The 17,012-nt window shown below is 44.1% G+C and carries 12 protein-coding genes; 7 read left to right on the forward strand and 5 right to left on the reverse strand.

Annotation, left to right across the window (positions count from 1 at the left end):
* Nucleotides 1–34: 34 nt before the first annotated feature.
* The 6 genes from FRZ54_RS16790 (at nt 35) to FRZ54_RS16815 (ending at nt 11,625) form a co-directional block, all read left to right on the forward strand.
* Nucleotides 35–2,395 (forward strand): ABC transporter permease, encoded by a 2,361-nt coding sequence (locus tag FRZ54_RS16790; RefSeq protein ID WP_147032738.1) that lies wholly within the window; start codon nt 35–37, stop codon nt 2,393–2,395.
* 99 nt (nt 2,396–2,494) lie between these two features.
* Nucleotides 2,495–6,136 carry an ABC transporter permease gene (locus FRZ54_RS16795; RefSeq protein ID WP_147032739.1) on the forward strand — a complete coding sequence of 1,214 codons (3,642 nt, stop codon included), beginning with the start codon at nt 2,495–2,497 and terminating at the stop codon, nt 6,134–6,136.
* Between the two features lie 279 nt (nt 6,137–6,415).
* On the forward strand, nt 6,416–7,093 hold the full coding sequence (locus tag FRZ54_RS16800) for an ABC transporter ATP-binding protein (RefSeq protein ID WP_147032740.1): 678 nt from the start codon (nt 6,416–6,418) through the stop codon (nt 7,091–7,093).
* 25 nt (nt 7,094–7,118) lie between these two features.
* Nucleotides 7,119–8,447, forward strand: coding sequence for a TolC family protein (locus tag FRZ54_RS16805; RefSeq protein ID WP_187359647.1), 1,329 nt, complete (start codon nt 7,119–7,121; stop codon nt 8,445–8,447).
* A 235-nt stretch (nt 8,448–8,682) separates the two neighbouring features.
* Nucleotides 8,683–10,443, forward strand: coding sequence for a glycoside hydrolase family 9 protein (locus tag FRZ54_RS16810; protein WP_147032742.1), 1,761 nt, complete (start codon nt 8,683–8,685; stop codon nt 10,441–10,443).
* 138 nt (nt 10,444–10,581) lie between these two features.
* Entirely contained in the window at nt 10,582–11,625 is a 1,044-nt protein-coding gene (locus FRZ54_RS16815; protein ID WP_147032743.1) for a glycoside hydrolase family 53 protein, read from the forward strand.
* Here the strand turns inward: FRZ54_RS16815 and FRZ54_RS16820 are convergent.
* The 5 genes from FRZ54_RS16820 to FRZ54_RS16840 all read right to left on the reverse strand — a co-directional run bounded on the left by FRZ54_RS16820 (nt 11,622) and on the right by FRZ54_RS16840 (nt 16,468).
* Entirely contained in the window at nt 11,622–12,677 is a 1,056-nt protein-coding gene (locus FRZ54_RS16820) for a DUF3667 domain-containing protein (protein ID WP_147032744.1), read from the reverse strand. The two genes, FRZ54_RS16815 and FRZ54_RS16820, sit on opposite strands and share 4 nt — an antisense overlap.
* A 12-nt stretch (nt 12,678–12,689) precedes the next feature.
* A complete protein-coding gene (locus FRZ54_RS16825; RefSeq protein ID WP_147032745.1) occupies nt 12,690–13,949 on the reverse strand; it encodes a nucleoside permease in 1,260 nt (419 codons plus the stop codon).
* Nucleotides 13,950–14,096: 147 nt separating this feature from the next.
* Nucleotides 14,097–14,699: a bifunctional nuclease family protein gene (locus FRZ54_RS16830; RefSeq protein ID WP_147032746.1), complete on the reverse strand. Its 603-nt coding sequence runs from the start codon at nt 14,697–14,699 to the stop codon at nt 14,097–14,099.
* 24 nt (nt 14,700–14,723) lie between these two features.
* On the reverse strand, nt 14,724–15,701 hold the full coding sequence (locus FRZ54_RS16835) for an electron transfer flavoprotein subunit alpha/FixB family protein (RefSeq protein WP_147032747.1): 978 nt from the start codon (nt 15,699–15,701) through the stop codon (nt 14,724–14,726).
* A 29-nt stretch (nt 15,702–15,730) separates the two neighbouring features.
* A complete protein-coding gene (locus FRZ54_RS16840) occupies nt 15,731–16,468 on the reverse strand; it encodes an electron transfer flavoprotein subunit beta/FixA family protein (RefSeq protein ID WP_147032749.1) in 738 nt (245 codons plus the stop codon).
* Nucleotides 16,469–16,585: 117 nt separating this feature from the next.
* Here FRZ54_RS16840 and FRZ54_RS16845 point away from each other — a divergent pair, with 117 nt between their 5' ends.
* On the forward strand, nt 16,586–16,921 hold the full coding sequence (locus FRZ54_RS16845) for a heme biosynthesis protein HemY (protein ID WP_147032751.1): 336 nt from the start codon (nt 16,586–16,588) through the stop codon (nt 16,919–16,921).
* Nucleotides 16,922–17,012: the final 91 nt, after the last annotated feature.

Raw genomic sequence — 17,012 nt, forward strand, 5'->3', positions numbered from 1 at the left:
AACCATCGACTAGTAAACCTTTGAACCATAAGCCATGATAAAGAATTATTTAAAAACCACATTCCGCAGCCTGTTAAAGAACAGGTCGTACAGCTTTTTGAATATCACCGGTTTAGCGGTGGGTATTGCCTGTGCTTCGCTCATATTTTTATGGGTACAGGATGAGCTTACTTTCAATCACAATTTTGAAAAGAGGGCCAATATTTACAAGATATATGAGAATCAAACCTATGAGGGCAAGGTATCTACTTTTCATGCAACGCCGGGGTTAATGGCCAAAACCATAACAACCGAGATACCGGGTATTAAAAGTGCCGCGCGGTTAAGCGGTACCAGCGCATCGCTTTTTTCACTGGGCGATAAGTATATTAACGAGCAGGGTGACTATGCGGATAAGGAAATACTGTCCATCCTCGATATTCCATTTGTAAAGGGTAATCCTGCAACCGCCATGCAGGAATTGCATTCGCTGGTGATCAATGAAACCATGGCCAAAAAATTCTTCGGTGATGCTGAACCGATAGGCAAGGCTTTGAAAATGAACAATGATAAAGAGTTTACCGTTACCGGCGTTTTCCATGACCTGCCAAAAAATTCCACGCTCCAGTTCCATTGGTTGGTGCCATTGGCAAATATTGATCATTCCCAGCCCTGGATGACCATGTGGGGAGCCAACTGGGCGCGTACTTATGTCGAATTAGAACCGTCTGCAAATGTGGCAAGCGTAAACCAAAAATTAAAGAACTACATCAGCACCAAAACAAAAAACGATAATAAAACAGTTTGTTTCCTATTCGCGATGAATGACTGGAACCTTCATGACAATTTTGTTGACGGCAAAATGAGCGGTGGTAAAATTCAATATGTGAAAACCTTCACATTCATCGCCTGGATAATTCTGCTCATAGCCTGTATCAACTTTATGAATCTTTCGACGGCGCGGTCTGAGCAACGTGCCAAGGAGGTGGGCGTACGCAAGGTTATGGGTGCCGGCAGGGGTAAGCTTATCGGGCAGTTTATCGGCGAAGCTGTGGTAATGTCTTTTGTCTCGGTTGTTTTAGCTATTGGCATAGTTTACCTGGCGTTACCGTCCTTCAACGACATGGTTCAAAAGGAGCTGTCCGTTAATATTTTAGAGCCCGGTCATTTGATCTTTTTGTTCACCATAGCTATCATAACCGGCTTACTGGCAGGCAGCTATCCCGCCTTTTACCTTTCATCTTTCAATCCGATCACTGTTTTAAAGAATATAAAGATCAAAACCGGCGCGGCTTCAGGGTTCATCAGGCAAAGTTTGGTGGTTATACAGTTCTCCGCTTCCATAATCTTGATCATAGGCACCGTTATCATTTATCAGCAAATACAGCATGTCAAGAACAGGCAACTTGGTTATGACAGGAACAACCTTATCTACATGGACGTACAGGGTAAGATGGTTGAGCATTTCGCTGCCATCCGTAACGATCTGAACAAGAGCGGTGTAGTAGAAAACGCAGCGTTAAGCGACGATCCGGTATTGGAGGTAGGCAGTAACACTGATGGCTATACCTGGGAAGGTAAAGACGCCACCAAAAATCCGCTGATCAGCTGGGAAAAAGTAAGCCCGCAATTTATTTCGACCATGGGCATGAAACTGGTAGCCGGAAGAGATTTTTATGCGGACGCCAAACTCGACAGCAGCAATGTGATCATAAACGAAGCATTTGCCAGGCAGATGGGTAAAGAGGGCCGGGTAGGTGGCATTTTGAGAGATGGCAATAAGTCTTATCAAATAACAGGTATTGTCAAAGACTTTTTGTACAACGATATGTATGCAACAAGCGCTCCGGCTCTATTTTATTGTAAAGAAGCCGAAAACCGGATTTTTAATGTCAGGTTAAAATCTGATGTAAACGTGCAGGATGCCTTGACGAAGATAGGACAGGTGATGAAAGCGAACAATCCGGGTTATCCGTTCGAATACAAATTTATCGATGACGACTTCGACCAATTATTCAAGACAGAGACTTTAACAGGTTCACTTGCAGGTGTTTTTGCCGGATTGGCCATATTCATTTCATGCCTGGGATTATTCGGACTTGCGGCTTATACTGCCGAGCGCCGGATAAAGGAAATAGGTATCCGCAAGGTGCTGGGCGCCTCGGTATCAGGGTTGGTAGGATTACTATCAAAAGATTTCCTGAAACTGGTGTGCATAGCCTGTGTCATCGCGTTCCCGGTAGCTTTTTGGACGACACATCATTGGCTGCAAAGCTATCAATACCGCATAGATATCAATTGGGTCGTATTTGCGGTCGCCGGGGTAGCTGCTATGTTGATCGCGTTAACTACAGTAAGTTTCCAGGCCATAAAAGCGGCGCTGATGAACCCGGTAAAAAGTCTGAGGAGTGAGTGATTAGTTAACCGATGATTAGGGATTAGTTTTGGATAACTATATTGCGTTGGTTGTTACAAAACCAATGCAGGCGCTAACAGGACAGTTTAATATATTATTTTGAATACCTATTTATTCCATATTGACCTGTACGGGCTGATCTTCCTCGGAACGATCTTCGTGGGGCTTACTTTTGCGTGGCTTTTATGGTTTTCGAGAGGTAATAACCGGGTTGCAAACCGTTTTTTAAGCCTTGCTCTTGTTACAGCTGCTTTACAGATAGTATGGGTATTGGTTTCAGATAGCCGGCCGGTAGGCTCTTTATCGCATTGGAGTTGGTTTTCTTCCCAATTTTGGCTGGCAGTCGGCCCGCTTATCTTTTTTTATATGCGCAAAAGAACCTGGCAGGCGCGCGGTTTCAGCCGAAAGGACCTGCTGTACTTTTGTCCGTTATTGTTACCATGGTTTATGCTGGGATTAGAAATAACGGTAAGCAGCAGGGCTGGTGCAGCCCCCGATAATACGGTTATCTTTCAACGCTTGAACACCTTAGTGCACCTGATAGCATTTATGTCCGTCGCCGTGTACCTGTATTGGTCGCGCCAGTTGATCGATCGTTTTTATAAGGGCTTGAAATTTAACGATGGTGATCGCTATCGCCGGGAACTGCAATGGCTGCATGATTTGCTGATCGGGCTGGGGCTGGTATGGTTGTTATGGATACCTTTAACAGCAATTGACTACTTTGCCTACCACAACCAGTTAGACAGGCAGGCATATTATCCGTTGTATATACTTTTAGCTGCTATGATCATCCGGCTGGGCGCGGTTGCTTTTTTAAGACCAGAAAATGAAGCATCGGTCGAACCGCAGGCGTTTTCAAAACCACTGCCTTCGACCGAATTAAAGCAGAAGGGTGCGTGGCTGAAAAAGGTAATGGAGACCACCCTGTTTCACCAGGATGCCGAGCTGAGTTTGGGCACGCTGGCCGAAAGGCTTGGCATACATCCGCATGAATTATCACGGATCATCAACATCGCCCTTAAAAAAAACTTCAATGATTTTGTTAACGAATGCCGCATCATGGATGTGGTACGGAAAATGCAGAATCCTGTTTACGACCGGATGACCCTGCTGGGTATTGCATTTGAATCAGGTTTCAATTCTAAATCTACCTTTAACCGTACTTTCAAACAAATGACCGGAAAAAGCCCGGCCGAGTATAAAAAAGAGCGCCCAACTTATCATTTGACACCTTATTCCCATTCGGGGACTATAATTTCGTACAAAGAAGCCGCCCCGGTGTGGTCTTCTGAGAAATTAAATCGCAATTATATGTTTAAGAATTATTTGAAGATAGCCTGGCGCAGTTTGAAGAGAAATAAGGGCTATGCGACCATTAATGTTGTTGGCTTGGCTATAGGCATTGCATCGTGCCTGCTTATTTTCCTGATCGTTCAGTTCGAAACCAGTTTTGATAATTTCCATTCGAAAAAGGATCACATTTATAGGGTGCTGACAGTTTTTCATAATCCGGATGGCGTATTCCCAACCAGCGGCACACCCTTGCCGCTTTCGGAAGGGTTAAGAATAGATTTTCCGCAACTGCAGTCGGTAGCAGCAATTATGCAGAATGATGGGAGCCATTATTCTGTTGGTAATAGCACCAAGAGCGAAACGGCGAAGAAATTCAAGGAAGACCTGGCTTACTTTGCCGAACCTCAATTCTTTGACATATTTGATTTTAAATGGTTGGCAGGCGATAAAAAGAAAGCTTTGGCCGAACCCAACACAGTAGTGCTTACCCGCGATGAAGCAAATAAGTTTTTTGGCGACTGGCACGATGCCATGGGAAAGATAGTAAGGTATGAAAATAGAAAAGACCTTAAGGTTACCGGTATTTTGGAGGATGTACCGGCTAATACCGATTTCCCGATAAAACTGGTGGTCTCATGGCTTACCAGCGCAGGAAAAGGAGGGGAACACGAGGGCAATGCGCATGACTGGGTGAGCACCTTTGGCGATAACAACTGTTATATCATTTTGCCTGATAATATAAGTGTGAGCCGTTTCAATGCTAATTTACAGGCCTTTGTAAAAAAGCACAAGCCGGCAGATTATGTAAAAGACGGACTGGCGCTGCAGGCACTGGCCGATATGCATTACAATACCCAGGTGAATGTATTCAGCGGCCATCCGTTCAGCAAGCAGCTTATTGATGTTATCACCCTGATCGGTGTATTTCTGCTTATTATAGCCTGTGTCAATTTTATTAACCTCGCTACCGCACAGGCGGTTAACCGTTCAAAAGAAGTTGGCATCCGAAAGGTGTTGGGCAGCAAGCGTAATCAGCTGGTTTGTCAATTCATTACAGAAACCCTTATCATAACGGTATTTGCGGTCGTATTGGCCGTGGGTATAGCGCAACTGGTATTACCCATGCTGAATAGTCTTCTCGAAATTAAGCTTAGCGCCGGCTTTTTGTTAGACCCAACGCTTTTACTGTTCCTGCTTGGTGTTATTATGGCCGTAACGCTGTTGTCGGGCTTTTATCCCGCCATGGTGCTTTCCGGGTTCAATCCTATAGAGGCGCTTAAAAACAAGATCAGGGCTGGCCGCTCTACGGGTATATCGTTGAGGCGGGTACTGGTAGTATTTCAATTTGGTATTGCACAGGTATTGGTGATAGGCACCCTTGTGCTTATTTACCAAATGAATTATTTTAACAATAAATCACTGGGATTTAATAAAGAAGCGGTTATTACTGTCGATTTCCCCGGCGATAGCGTCAGCCGGACCAAAATAAATTCGTTGAAAGACCAACTCATGCTTCAACCGGGCATCAACGATGTGAGTTTCAGTTTCGCAAGCCCGTCGGACAATAACGGGTGGGGCAGCGACTTTAAATTTAATAATTCGCCAAAGCAAACCGATTTTAGCGCCAGTTTAAAATGGGCCGATGCGGAGTATTTTAAATTATACGGCCTGCAATTTGCAGCGGGAGGGCCATATTTGAAAAGTGACACCATAAACAGTTATGTAATTAATGAAACATTGATGCATAAATTAGGTATGCGTGATCCGAAAGATGCGATCGGGAAATATATTAAGCTTTGGGACGATAAAACGAAATATGCGCGAATTGTAGGAGTAGTGAAGGACTTTAACATCGGCTCGCTGAGAAACCCCATACCTCCTGTTCTAATGGCCCCATGGAAAGATGTTTATCAAAAATTGAACATCAAAATACAACCGCAGAATGTGAGCCAGACGTTGGCCTCGGTAGAAAAACTGTGGAACAGCACCTTCCCCGAGGGTATGTATGAATACCAGTTCCTGGATGATAAAATAGCTAATTTTTACAAGAGCGAACGGCAATTGTCGGACCTTTACAAAATATTTGCAGGAATAGCCATTTTTATATCTTGTTTAGGCTTATATGGGTTGGTCTCGTTTATGGCCGTACAGCGCACCAAAGAGGTTGGTATACGCAAAACGCTGGGCGCTTCTGTTGGTCACATTGTCTATCTTTTCTCGAAAGAGTTTACTATCCTTATCCTAATTGCGTTTCCTATTGCAGGAGGCTTAGGCTATTATTTTATGCACAAGTGGCTGCAGGATTTTACCTACAAAATAACCATGGGTCCGGGAATATTTATCATCGCAATTATGAGCTCTGTTGTAATTGCCTGGGCTGCGGTCGGCTTTAAAGCGGTTAAGGCGGCTTTAGCCAACCCGGTGCGGAGCTTAAGGTCGGAGTAATATACAATTGACTGCTTCCTGTGCAAAGTTTGCAGTCGTTCCCTAATATACAAACGACTACAAACTGTTTACCGCAAACAGCAAACTCTCTTTTAAGACTGTATCATAATCGTACGCACCCTGTTACATAAGCGAACACTGTACAAAATCAATCCACCCATAACTATTTGATAAATAGTAAATTACTACTTTGGTATATTATTCATTGTCTAATGCCGAAATGAATTAGTATTATTAAATCAATAAACCACTGATTCGTTCATTTAATAATCTAAAAAAATGCTATCACTACAACACGTAACTAAATTTTACCAGGTTGGCGGCAACAAGAATCTTATACTAAATGATATCAGCCTTGATGTCGACCAGGGTGAGTTCATTTCTATCATGGGCCCATCAGGTTCGGGTAAATCTACTTTATTGAATATAATTGGGATGCTTGATGAACCGTCACAAGGTTACCATTACTTTATGGGACAGGCGGTACATCAGCTCAAAGAGAAACAGCGTTCGGCGCTTTACAAACAATACATCGGCTTTGTTTTCCAGGCTTACCATTTGATAGACGAGCTTACCGTGTACGAAAACATTGAAACTCCGCTTATATACCAGGATGTAAAAGGTTCGGAACGCAAGGCCATGGTGGCCGATATGCTGGACAGGTTCCAGATAGTTGGCAAAAAAGACCTTTTCCCGGCTCAATTATCCGGGGGACAGCAGCAGCTTGTAGGTATTGCACGTGCACTTATAGCCAGTCCGAAACTGATATTAGCTGATGAGCCTACTGGTAATCTCAATTCGAAGCAAGGGGAGGAGATAATGGAACTTTTCAGGAAACTAAATAAAGAGGACGGCGTGACCATTATACAGGTAACCCACTCTGAAAAGAATGCGGAATACGGAACGAGGATAATTGATTTACTGGATGGAAAGGTTGAGTCCTCGCGCAAGTTCTGAAATAAAATATAAATATTATACAACCATGTTTTTTAGAAAAATAGCTTTAATACTTTTATTACTAACCTTAATCGTTTCTGCTAAGGCACAGCAAGCAGACAGTGTTTATACGCTTCAGCAATGCATCGATCTGGCGATAAAAAACAACCTGGATGTTAAAAAGAGTGGTACGCAGTTAGAAAGAGCCAAGGTTAACTCAAGGCAGGCGCGTGAAAACCTGCTGCCAAATCTGAATGGAAACATATACGAAAGTATTAGTAACGGCCGCAGCCAGGACCCTACAACTTACAATTATGTAACCCAAAGGATCACCTACGGCCAGTATAATCTTAGCACTAACGTAACCTTATTCAATGGTATGAACTTGATCAATATCATCAAACAGAACTCGTTGCTGTACCAGGCCGGAAAGATGGATTTTCAACAAATAAAGGATATTACAACTATAAATATTACCGCTTTATACCTTCAAGAGCTAAGCAGCGAAGATCAATTGAACCAGGCAAATCTTCAATTTGATGCTTCAAAAGTTAACGTAGACCGCGTAACTGCTTTGAATAATGCCGGTTCGATCACACCAACGGACTATCTTAATATAAAAGGTACGCACGATAACGACGCACTTGCAGTAGTTAACGCAAAAAATGCTGTAATTACCGCAAAGCTGAATTTGTTGGAAGCAATGAACGTTCCATTTAGTACCACAGTAAAATTTGCCAGGCTTACGGCCGATCAATTGCCTGCTAATTACGATCAGGGACCAGATCAGATATATTCTTCTGCCTTAAGTAACCTTGCCGTAGTTAAAGCGGCAGACCTGCGGGTGAAAGCAGCTGAAAAAGAGGTTTCGGCAGCTAAAGGCAAGTATTACCCCAACATATCTTTAGGAGCCGGTATAGGCACAAACTTTTCAAATACAAACCCTGCAAGCTTTACCAGTCAGTTCCGGAATAATTATAGTTATGGGCCAAGCCTGCAGGTGCAAATACCTATCCTAAACTGGTTCCAAACAAGGAATAATGTTGCCAAAGCAAAAATCGATCTGGAAGATGCAAAAAACGCAAGTGATGGCACCCAGGTTCAGCTGAAACAGCAAATAGCCCAGGCCTATTCAAACATGACAACTGCATACGATCGTTACCATGTCCTTTTACAACAGGTGGAAACTTATAAAGAGTCGTACCGCGTGACTCAGGCAAAATTTGAGAATGGTGTAGTTACGGCCGATATATTCGTTTTGTCAAAACAGAATTTAGATGCAGCTAATATTAACCTCATCAGCGCACGCTACGACTATATAACACGCATCAAAATACTCGACTATTACCAGGGCAAATTATCATCGTTCAAATAAAATGAATTAGTATTTGGAATTGCCAAATATTTGCTGAAATTTATATCAGGCAAACATAATATCCGGTAAATGCTATCAGGTTCCGTAAACTGAGTATTTGCCGGATATTTCCATTTTAATCCCCCTGTGCCGTCTATTGATACTGATATTTGTTAAAATATATGCTGATATTTTGCAGTTTTAGTACTATGCTTGTTGTATAGTTCGCACTAAATTTAGGGCCAACTTCAAACAGATGTTAAAACGAATATACTTTTCAGCACTGATATCATTTCTGCTGAGCGCAGGCATTGCTGCCGCGCAAGTTCCTGCTGACAGCGCCACGCAGCAAATACGCCTAAACCAAATTGGTTTTTATCCAAATGGCCCAAAAACAGCCATTATTTTAAGCGGGGTCACGGGCTATTACACCGTAAAAACTACAGGCGGCAAGCAGGTATTTAAAGGCAGGTTAAAAAGATGTGATGAACCTGCGCTTAACGGGAAATATACCTCTGTTGCTGATTTTTCGGCATTTAATAAACCGGGAAAATATGTATTAGAGGTAAAAGGTTTAGGCGACTCTTACTCATTTGAGATCAGTAAATCTATACATGACCAGGTAGCGAAAGCCCTCATCAAAGCATACTACTTTCAACGTGTCTCGGTATCATTACCGGAAAAATACGCCAGCAAATGGGCGAGGGCAGAAGGGCACCCGGACGATAAAGTGCTTGTGCATGCATCGGCTGCAAGTGCCGAACGGCCCGAAGGAACGGTAATAGCCTCGCCGCGCGGCTGGTATGATGCGGGAGACTACAATAAATATATTGTGAACAGCGGTATTTCTATTTATACCTTATTGTCGCTTTACGAGGATTTTCCGGCCTATACAAAGACAGTAAAACTTAATACACCGGAAAGCGGGAATGGAATACCCGATCTGTTGAACGAGTGTTTGTGGAATATCCGCTGGATGCTTACCATGCAGGATCCTAATGACGGCGGCGTTTATCATAAACTGACTAATGCCCAGTTCGATAAGATGGTTATGCCCGATAAAGCGACAACCACCCGCTATGTTGTTCAAAAAAGTACGGCGGCGGCGTTAGATTTTGCCGCTGTGATGGCGCAATCGGCAAGAGTATTTAAGCAGTTTCCAAAACAATTGCCCGGCCTGGCCGATTCGTGCCTGGCAGCCGCAAAACAGGCCTGGGACTGGGCGCAAAAAAATCGGGATGTTATTTACAACCAGAATGTTATCAATCAAAAGTTTGAGCCGAAAATAGTAACCGGCGAATATGGCGACCGGTATGTAAGCGATGAGTTTATCTGGGCTGCCTCAGAGTTGTTTGTGACGACCGGTGACGATCGATATACAAAAGCTGTAAACATCATTCCTGATGATAAAATGCCCTTACCAAGCTGGAGCCAGGTGCGTTTGTTGGGATATTATTCCATCCTCCGAAATAGCGGTAACCTAAAGAGCAGCTTCCCGGGTCTGGATAAATTAAAAAAGAACCTGATCAGCTTTGCTGACGACCTTACAAAAGGATGGGACAGTACTGCTTACCAAACCGTAATGCAAACAAAACGGTCGAATTTTATTTGGGGGAGCAATGCGGTTGCGGCAAATGAAGGTGTCGCGCTTTTACAGGCTTATAAACTCACCCATGATAAAAAATTCCTTGACGCCGCGTTATCGAATCTCGATTATTTATTGGGACGGAACGGAACCGGGTATTCTTTTGTAACCGGCTTCGGAAGTAAACCCCCCATGCACCCGCACCACCGGCCATCCATTTCCGATGGGATCGCGGAGCCGGTACCCGGCCTTCTTACTGGGGGCCCTAATCCGGGTATGCAGGATCATATAAAAGTGCCATCGACTGTGCCTGACGAGGCTTATATCGATAATGACCAGGCTTATGCGGTTAATGAAATTGCCATAAACTGGAATGCGCCAATGGCTTACCTGGCAAACGCCATAGAAGCATTGCAAAGTCAATTAAAATAACTGAAGGTTTTTTTTCATCTCCTGCATCAAAACTTGATCCACCAGAATAAATGTTAAATCAACATTTTATTTTTCGGTTTGATGATTTATATTTGTGAGAACCTGTTTGGCGTTCCATTATAGATCGTTACCCGAATTATGAAAAAAGTGTTGCTGGCCTCTGTGGCCCTTGGTTTATTGCTGTCGTCGTGTTCAAAAAAAAGCGGTAACGATGTGCATACCAATCCGCCTGTTTATAAAGCCCCCGTTGTTGCTGCCGGTTTTGCCAAAGGAGCGGATATAAGCTGGGTTACCCAGATGGAATCATCGGGCGTTAAATTTTACGATAAATCGGGCGCACAAAAGGATTTGTTTGCCTTACTTAAAAGCCTCGGGTTTACTTCCATCAGGCTACGGGCCTGGGTAAACCCATCGGATGGCTGGTGCAATACCGCTGATGTGGTAGCTAAAGCCAAACGGGCGCAAAACGCCGGGATGAAGATCATGATCGATTTTCATTACAGCGACAGCTGGGCCGATCCGGGTAAACAACCTAAGCCGGCTGCATGGACGGGTCTTGACTTTGCTACCCTGGTAACAACGTTGCACGATTACACCGTGGCTACCATGAATACCCTAAAAACCAACGGTATTACACCGGATTGGGCACAGGTTGGCAACGAAGTTGACGATGGCATGCTTTGGGAGGACGGACGGGCTTCTGCGCACATGGCCAATTTCGCGGCGCTGGTTGAAGCCGGGTACCAGGCTGTTAAATCGGTAAGCAGTACGACCAAGGTGATCGTACACGTGTCCAATGGCTTCGACAACGACCTGTTCCGCTACCTGTTTGATGGTTTGAAAAATAACGGGGCGCATTGGGACATTATCGGGATGTCCTTATATCCTTCGACAACCAATTACACCACGCTTGATACGCAGTGTCAAAGTAATATCAATGATATGGTAGCGCGGTACGGAACACCGGTAATGTTATGTGAAATTGGGATGCAAGCCAACCAGCCAGGTATATCGCGCGACTTCCTGACGGATATTATCACTAAAGTAAATGCGATCTCCAATAACAACGGTTTGGGTGTGTTTTACTGGGAACCGGAAGCCTACAACTGGCAGGGATATGGCCTCGGTGCGTTTGACAACACCGGCAAGCCGACTATAGCGCTTGATGCCTTTTCAAATTAAATAATGGTAGTTACCAGGAACAACAGCGTGATGCAAAACGCAAATGACATGAAATACATAGTGCTCATGCCGATGAGTTTGGTGGTTGTGCGGAACCAGCTGCGCTTATAAACTACCTTTAGCGCATGGTGAGCATACCAGAGGATATACAGGGTTGCAAAAAGCATTACCCATTGCATTACCGGGTCCCAGCTTGCCGGAAGAATGACCTGCAACGACATCAGTATCGTTAAAAATAAAAACAGGAAACAATGGAAGTGAAAGGAAAAGATGAGGTGCTCGACATAAAACTTTTTATTTTTCCAAAAAGCTACCCGCAATATCAAAGCAAATAAAGGGAGCAATAAAAACATCATTTTTGGGGCGTTATGCTGAACTTCTTCAACAAATGTCTCCCTTGCCAACGAGCCGTATCTTTCCAGGTAACCATAAACCTTTTTGTTCCATAACCTTATAAGAACCCCATCCTTTTGGGCAGCGGGTAATTTCTGCTGGTTAGCCAGGTATTGCACATACGAAGTGTCGTGGGTTGTAGGATGGAACCACTTATTTGGCCCGTGGGCATCGCCATCCTCTAAACCTTTTGGTTCGGCAGCATTATCTTTATCAATGTCCTTTCTTATTTCTTTTTTTGTCGCCTCAGGTATAAATCGGCTAGCAGCAATGGCTTTTTTTACCGAATCGGTATTTTGTCCCGATTTTGGAGGTGTTGCCCCGGTATCCTTCACCTTTACCACGTCGTGCCCCGTTTTAAAGAATAAAATGAAATAAATAAGGCTGATAAAAATATACATCTTTACCGGGTGCAGGTATTGTGTTCGCCTGCCTGCGGTATATTCATTGGTAAGGTAACCCGGCTTAAAAAGCAGCGGTTTTAGCGTGTGAAAAAACTGGTGGTCGAAATGGAAATAATCGCTGATGGTATGGGCCATCATGTGGCCGAAGTTTTCCTTTATTTCCAGGTTCTCCTGCCCGCAATTATGACAGAATTTACCCTGGAGCGTAGTACCGCAGTTCAAACAGTTATTTTCTTTGCGGTAATGCTTTTTCATGATCGGCTATTTTCAGGCATGTTCAATAGCATGTTTCAACGCGGCGTTGTGTTTATACCTGAACACAAAAGGGAATATGCAGGCAATTACCAAAGCATAAGCGGCAAACGTGAGCCAGATACCGTGCCAGTTTTTGCTTTGATCGTGCATCGTGAAAAACTTATCGATAACCAGCCCGCTGGTAACACTGCCGAATACGGCGCCGAAGCCGTTCACCATCATCATAAATAATCCCTGGGCGCTGCCGCGTATCTCGGGCGTTGTTTGCGTCTCGACAAATAGCGAGCCGGAAATGTTAAAGAAGTCGAAAGCCATACCATAAACGATACAGGACAGGATGATCATCCATAGCCCGTCGGCCGGGTTACCGAACGCAAAGAGGCCAAACCGCAACACCCAGGCCAGCATACTGAAAAGCATTACATATTTGATACCGAATTTACGCAGAAAGAAGGGAATAGCCAGGATAAAAAGCGTCTCTGAAACCTGGGATATCGACATGATAATAGCCGGGTATTTTACGGTTGTGAGACTGGCATATTGGGGTATGTTTTTAAAATCGTGAAGAAAAGTATCGCCGTAGGCATTAGTAAGCTGCAAGGCTGCCCCCAGCAGCATCGAAAAAGCAAAGAAGACCGCAAAGCGGGGGGTGCCGAATAATGTGAACGCCCGTAAGCCTAATACATCCACAAACGACCGGTTATTGACTTTAGTGTAGAGCGGAGGGCATTTTGGAAGCGTAAACGCATAAACCCCTAATGCAAATGCTACCCCTGATGAAATATAAAATTGGTTAGCCGTGGTTTCGCTATGGGTAAGACTGACCACCCATAATGCCACAATAAATCCCACTGTACCCCAGGTCCGTATGGGCGGATATTCTTTTACGACATCGATATTTTCTCTTTTTAACGCCGAATACGCTACAGTTATCGATAACGATATGGTTGGCATATAAAAAACCATATTGAGCAGCATCACCCAAAAAAAAGCATTTGGATTGGTTACCAAGGGTAGCGACAATAACGATAAAGCGCCCAGGATATGCATAATGCCGTATAGTTTTTCGGCATTGATCCACCTGTCCGCTATGATACCGGTTAATGCCGGCATAAAGATGGATGATATGCCCATGGTTGAGAATATTGCACCGAACTGTGCCCCCGACCAATGCTTGTTTTGAAACCAATATGCGCCAATAGTTAGAAGCCACGCACCCCACACAAAATATTGCATAAAGTTCATCAGCGTTAAGCGAAGCTTAATATTCATCCGTTATCCCTTGCGTTAAAAGTTAATGGGTGTTAAAGTAGAAAAATGATGTGAGATTTGAGATATGAGATGTGAGAAACAATGCAGAAATAAGACCAGCGAACAAGTTACTATCTCAAAATGTCATATCTCACGTCTAAAACCTGGTTAAGAAGCTTTCCTGCGGTTAAGTTCGTCGCGTATTTTTGCGGCTTTTTCGTAAGCTTCTTCGGATAAGGCTTCCTGCAGTTTGCTTTTCAACTCATCGTTGCTGAGCGAAGCATAACCCGTAGCTGACGAAGAAACCGCCTTTTCTTCAGTTGCGGCGTCGGCCATATTTTCGAGATAGACAAAATCGTTTCCTTCGATAACGATACCCGCGCTCGACAGTATAAATTCGTAAGTATAAATAGGACAATCGAACCGGACGGCCATGGCTATGGCGTCAGAAGTACGGGCATCTATCTCGATAGATTTTTTGCCGTCGGAGCAGAGGAGTTTCGAGTAAAATATCCCGTCGACCAGGTTATAAATGATGATCTCCTGTATGGTGATATCAAAAGCCTGGGCGAAATTTTTGAACAGATCGTGGGTGAGGGGCCTGCTCGGCGTCATTTTTTCGATCTCAATAGCAATGGCCTGCGCCTCAAAGCTTCCAATGATGATCGGCAACCGGCGGCGGCCATTTACTTCGCCCAAAACCAAAGCGTATGCGCCGGATTGTGTTTGGCTGTAGGAGAGGCCCACTATATCCAGTTTAATTTTTTTCATGTTGTTGCCCATCACTGCAAACCTTTATACCGTAGCTTTATATTCTTTTACCGCTGCTATCAATTTTGGTACTACTTCAAAAGCGTCGCCAACAATTCCGTAGTCTGCCACCTTAAAAAACGGCGCTTCGGGATCTTTGTTGATAACGACGATAACTTTTGACGAGCTTACACCTGCAAGGTGTTGTATAGCCCCTGAAATTCCGACCGCAATATACAAATTTGGACTGATAGCTATGCCGGTTTGTCCAACATGTTCGCTGTGGGGACGCCAATCGGCATCGGAAACCGGTTTTGAGCAAGCGGTGGCCGCGCCCAGCAAACCGGCCAGTTCTTCTATCATGCCCCAATTCTCGGGGCCTTTTAAACCGCGCCCACCAGATACTACTATCTCGGCATCGGGCAATGAAACTTTATCCGTAGCCTGTACAATTTCTTTGATTATAGCCTTAAGATCAGACTGTTTAATGTCGGCATTAAAATCTTCAACCTTTCCTGCTGTCTGCTTTTCGACAACTTTATAAGAGTTTGGTACAAGAGCAATAACCTTGTTAACCGAAGTTAGCTGTACAGTAGCAAAAGCCTTGCCCGAAAAAGCAGTTTTCTTAACGGTGAATTTATCGCCCGATATCTCTGGTAACGCTACGGCGCCATCGGCAATGCCGGCCTGCAGCTTAACCCCGATACGCGGCGAAAGCCCCCGCCCCGAAAATGAATTGGACAGAACAACAATATTTGCACCTTCTTTTGCAGCAGCATCGGCAATAACAGAAGCATAGGCCTGGTTAACAAATTGCTTTAACTGATCGTTAGAAACATTTAAAACTTTATCTGCTCCGTACTTTCCTAAAGCATTTAATTCATCCGCGCTTACATCGCCAATGGAAATAGCTGTAAGGCTGGTATTGGTTTGATCAGCAATTGCCCGGGCGTAGGATACAGCTTCAAAAGTCGATTTTTTGAACTTACCGCCGGCATTTTCTGCATACGTTAAAACTGGCATATATATTATTAATTATGGGTCAAAAAAAATCAGATAACGCGTGCTTCGGTGTGCAACAGGCCAATGAGGCTGGCACTATCATCGACCGCTATCAATTTTACCTGGCCGCGTGGCGCAGGCGTTTCGTAGTTTAATATTTCCGAAGTAACCTTAACTTCTACAGGTTCAATCACATTTAATGGCTTTGTACGTGCCGACATGATACCACGCATATTGGGTATTTTAGGTTCGGCAACGCCCTCGGCCGCTCCGGCTACAAAAGGGAAGGGGATAACCAGTATCTCCTTGCCACCCTCAATTTCACGTTCCACAATACCCTTATCACCGTCAATATCCAATTTTTTGATAATGGACACCGAAGGGATATCAAGCAATTCGCCCAGCATCCCGGCAACTTTGGAGCCATTGTAGTCGATGGATTCGCGCCCGGCCAGGATAAGGTCGAACGCATTTTGTTTTACATAGTCGGCTATCTGATAAGACACAAACCAGGCATCGTGCGGTTTGGCATTGATGCGCACCGCATCATCGGCCCCTATGGCCAGGGCCTTTCGGATAGTGGCCTCGGTAGCAACTTCGCCCACATTGATAACGGTGATGGTACCTTTACCGCCTTCGGTAAGCTCAATAGCGCGCGAAAGCGCTATCTCATCGTAAGGATTCAGGATAAATTGTACACCGTTCGTATTAAATTGCGTGTTGTTATCAGTAAAAGTTATTTTTGTCGTCGTATCAGGGACATTACTGATGCATACCAGTATCTTCATTCAGCTATGTTTTTAATTGGTAATGAATTATAAGGTGTCCTGTTTTTGCAGTAAACACACCTCAATAGTTCCATAAAATCAGGTGTGCAAAGTTAGATAAAAAAGAGAGAGTTTAAAATGCAGGAAAGCCGTTTAGAAAAGTTACTTGAGTTTCTGAAAAACGAACCCAACGACGAGTTTTTACAATACGCCCTGGCTACGGAATACCTGCGGCTGAACAATACCGGAAAGGCACTGGAATATTACGAAAAACTAGTGACCGATCACCCGGGCTATGTGGGCACTTATTATCACCTGGGTAAATTGTACGAGGCATTGAACCGGAAAAACGATGCCATAAAAATATACGAGCGTGGTATGGAAGCGGCGCAAAAAAAACGCGACAACCATGCCTTTGCCGAATTAAAAGTAGTTTACCAGGAAGCGACGGGGGTTGATGATGACGACTATTGACATTCGTTTGTGCACTGGTTCATTAGTTAACTAATAATACCAGGCGGACGGACCAATGAACCAACCAGCTAATGAACCAATGAACTGACCA

Origin of the sequence: Mucilaginibacter ginsenosidivorans (assembly GCF_007971025.1) — a bacterium.
GTDB lineage: Bacteria > Bacteroidota > Bacteroidia > Sphingobacteriales > Sphingobacteriaceae > Mucilaginibacter > Mucilaginibacter ginsenosidivorans.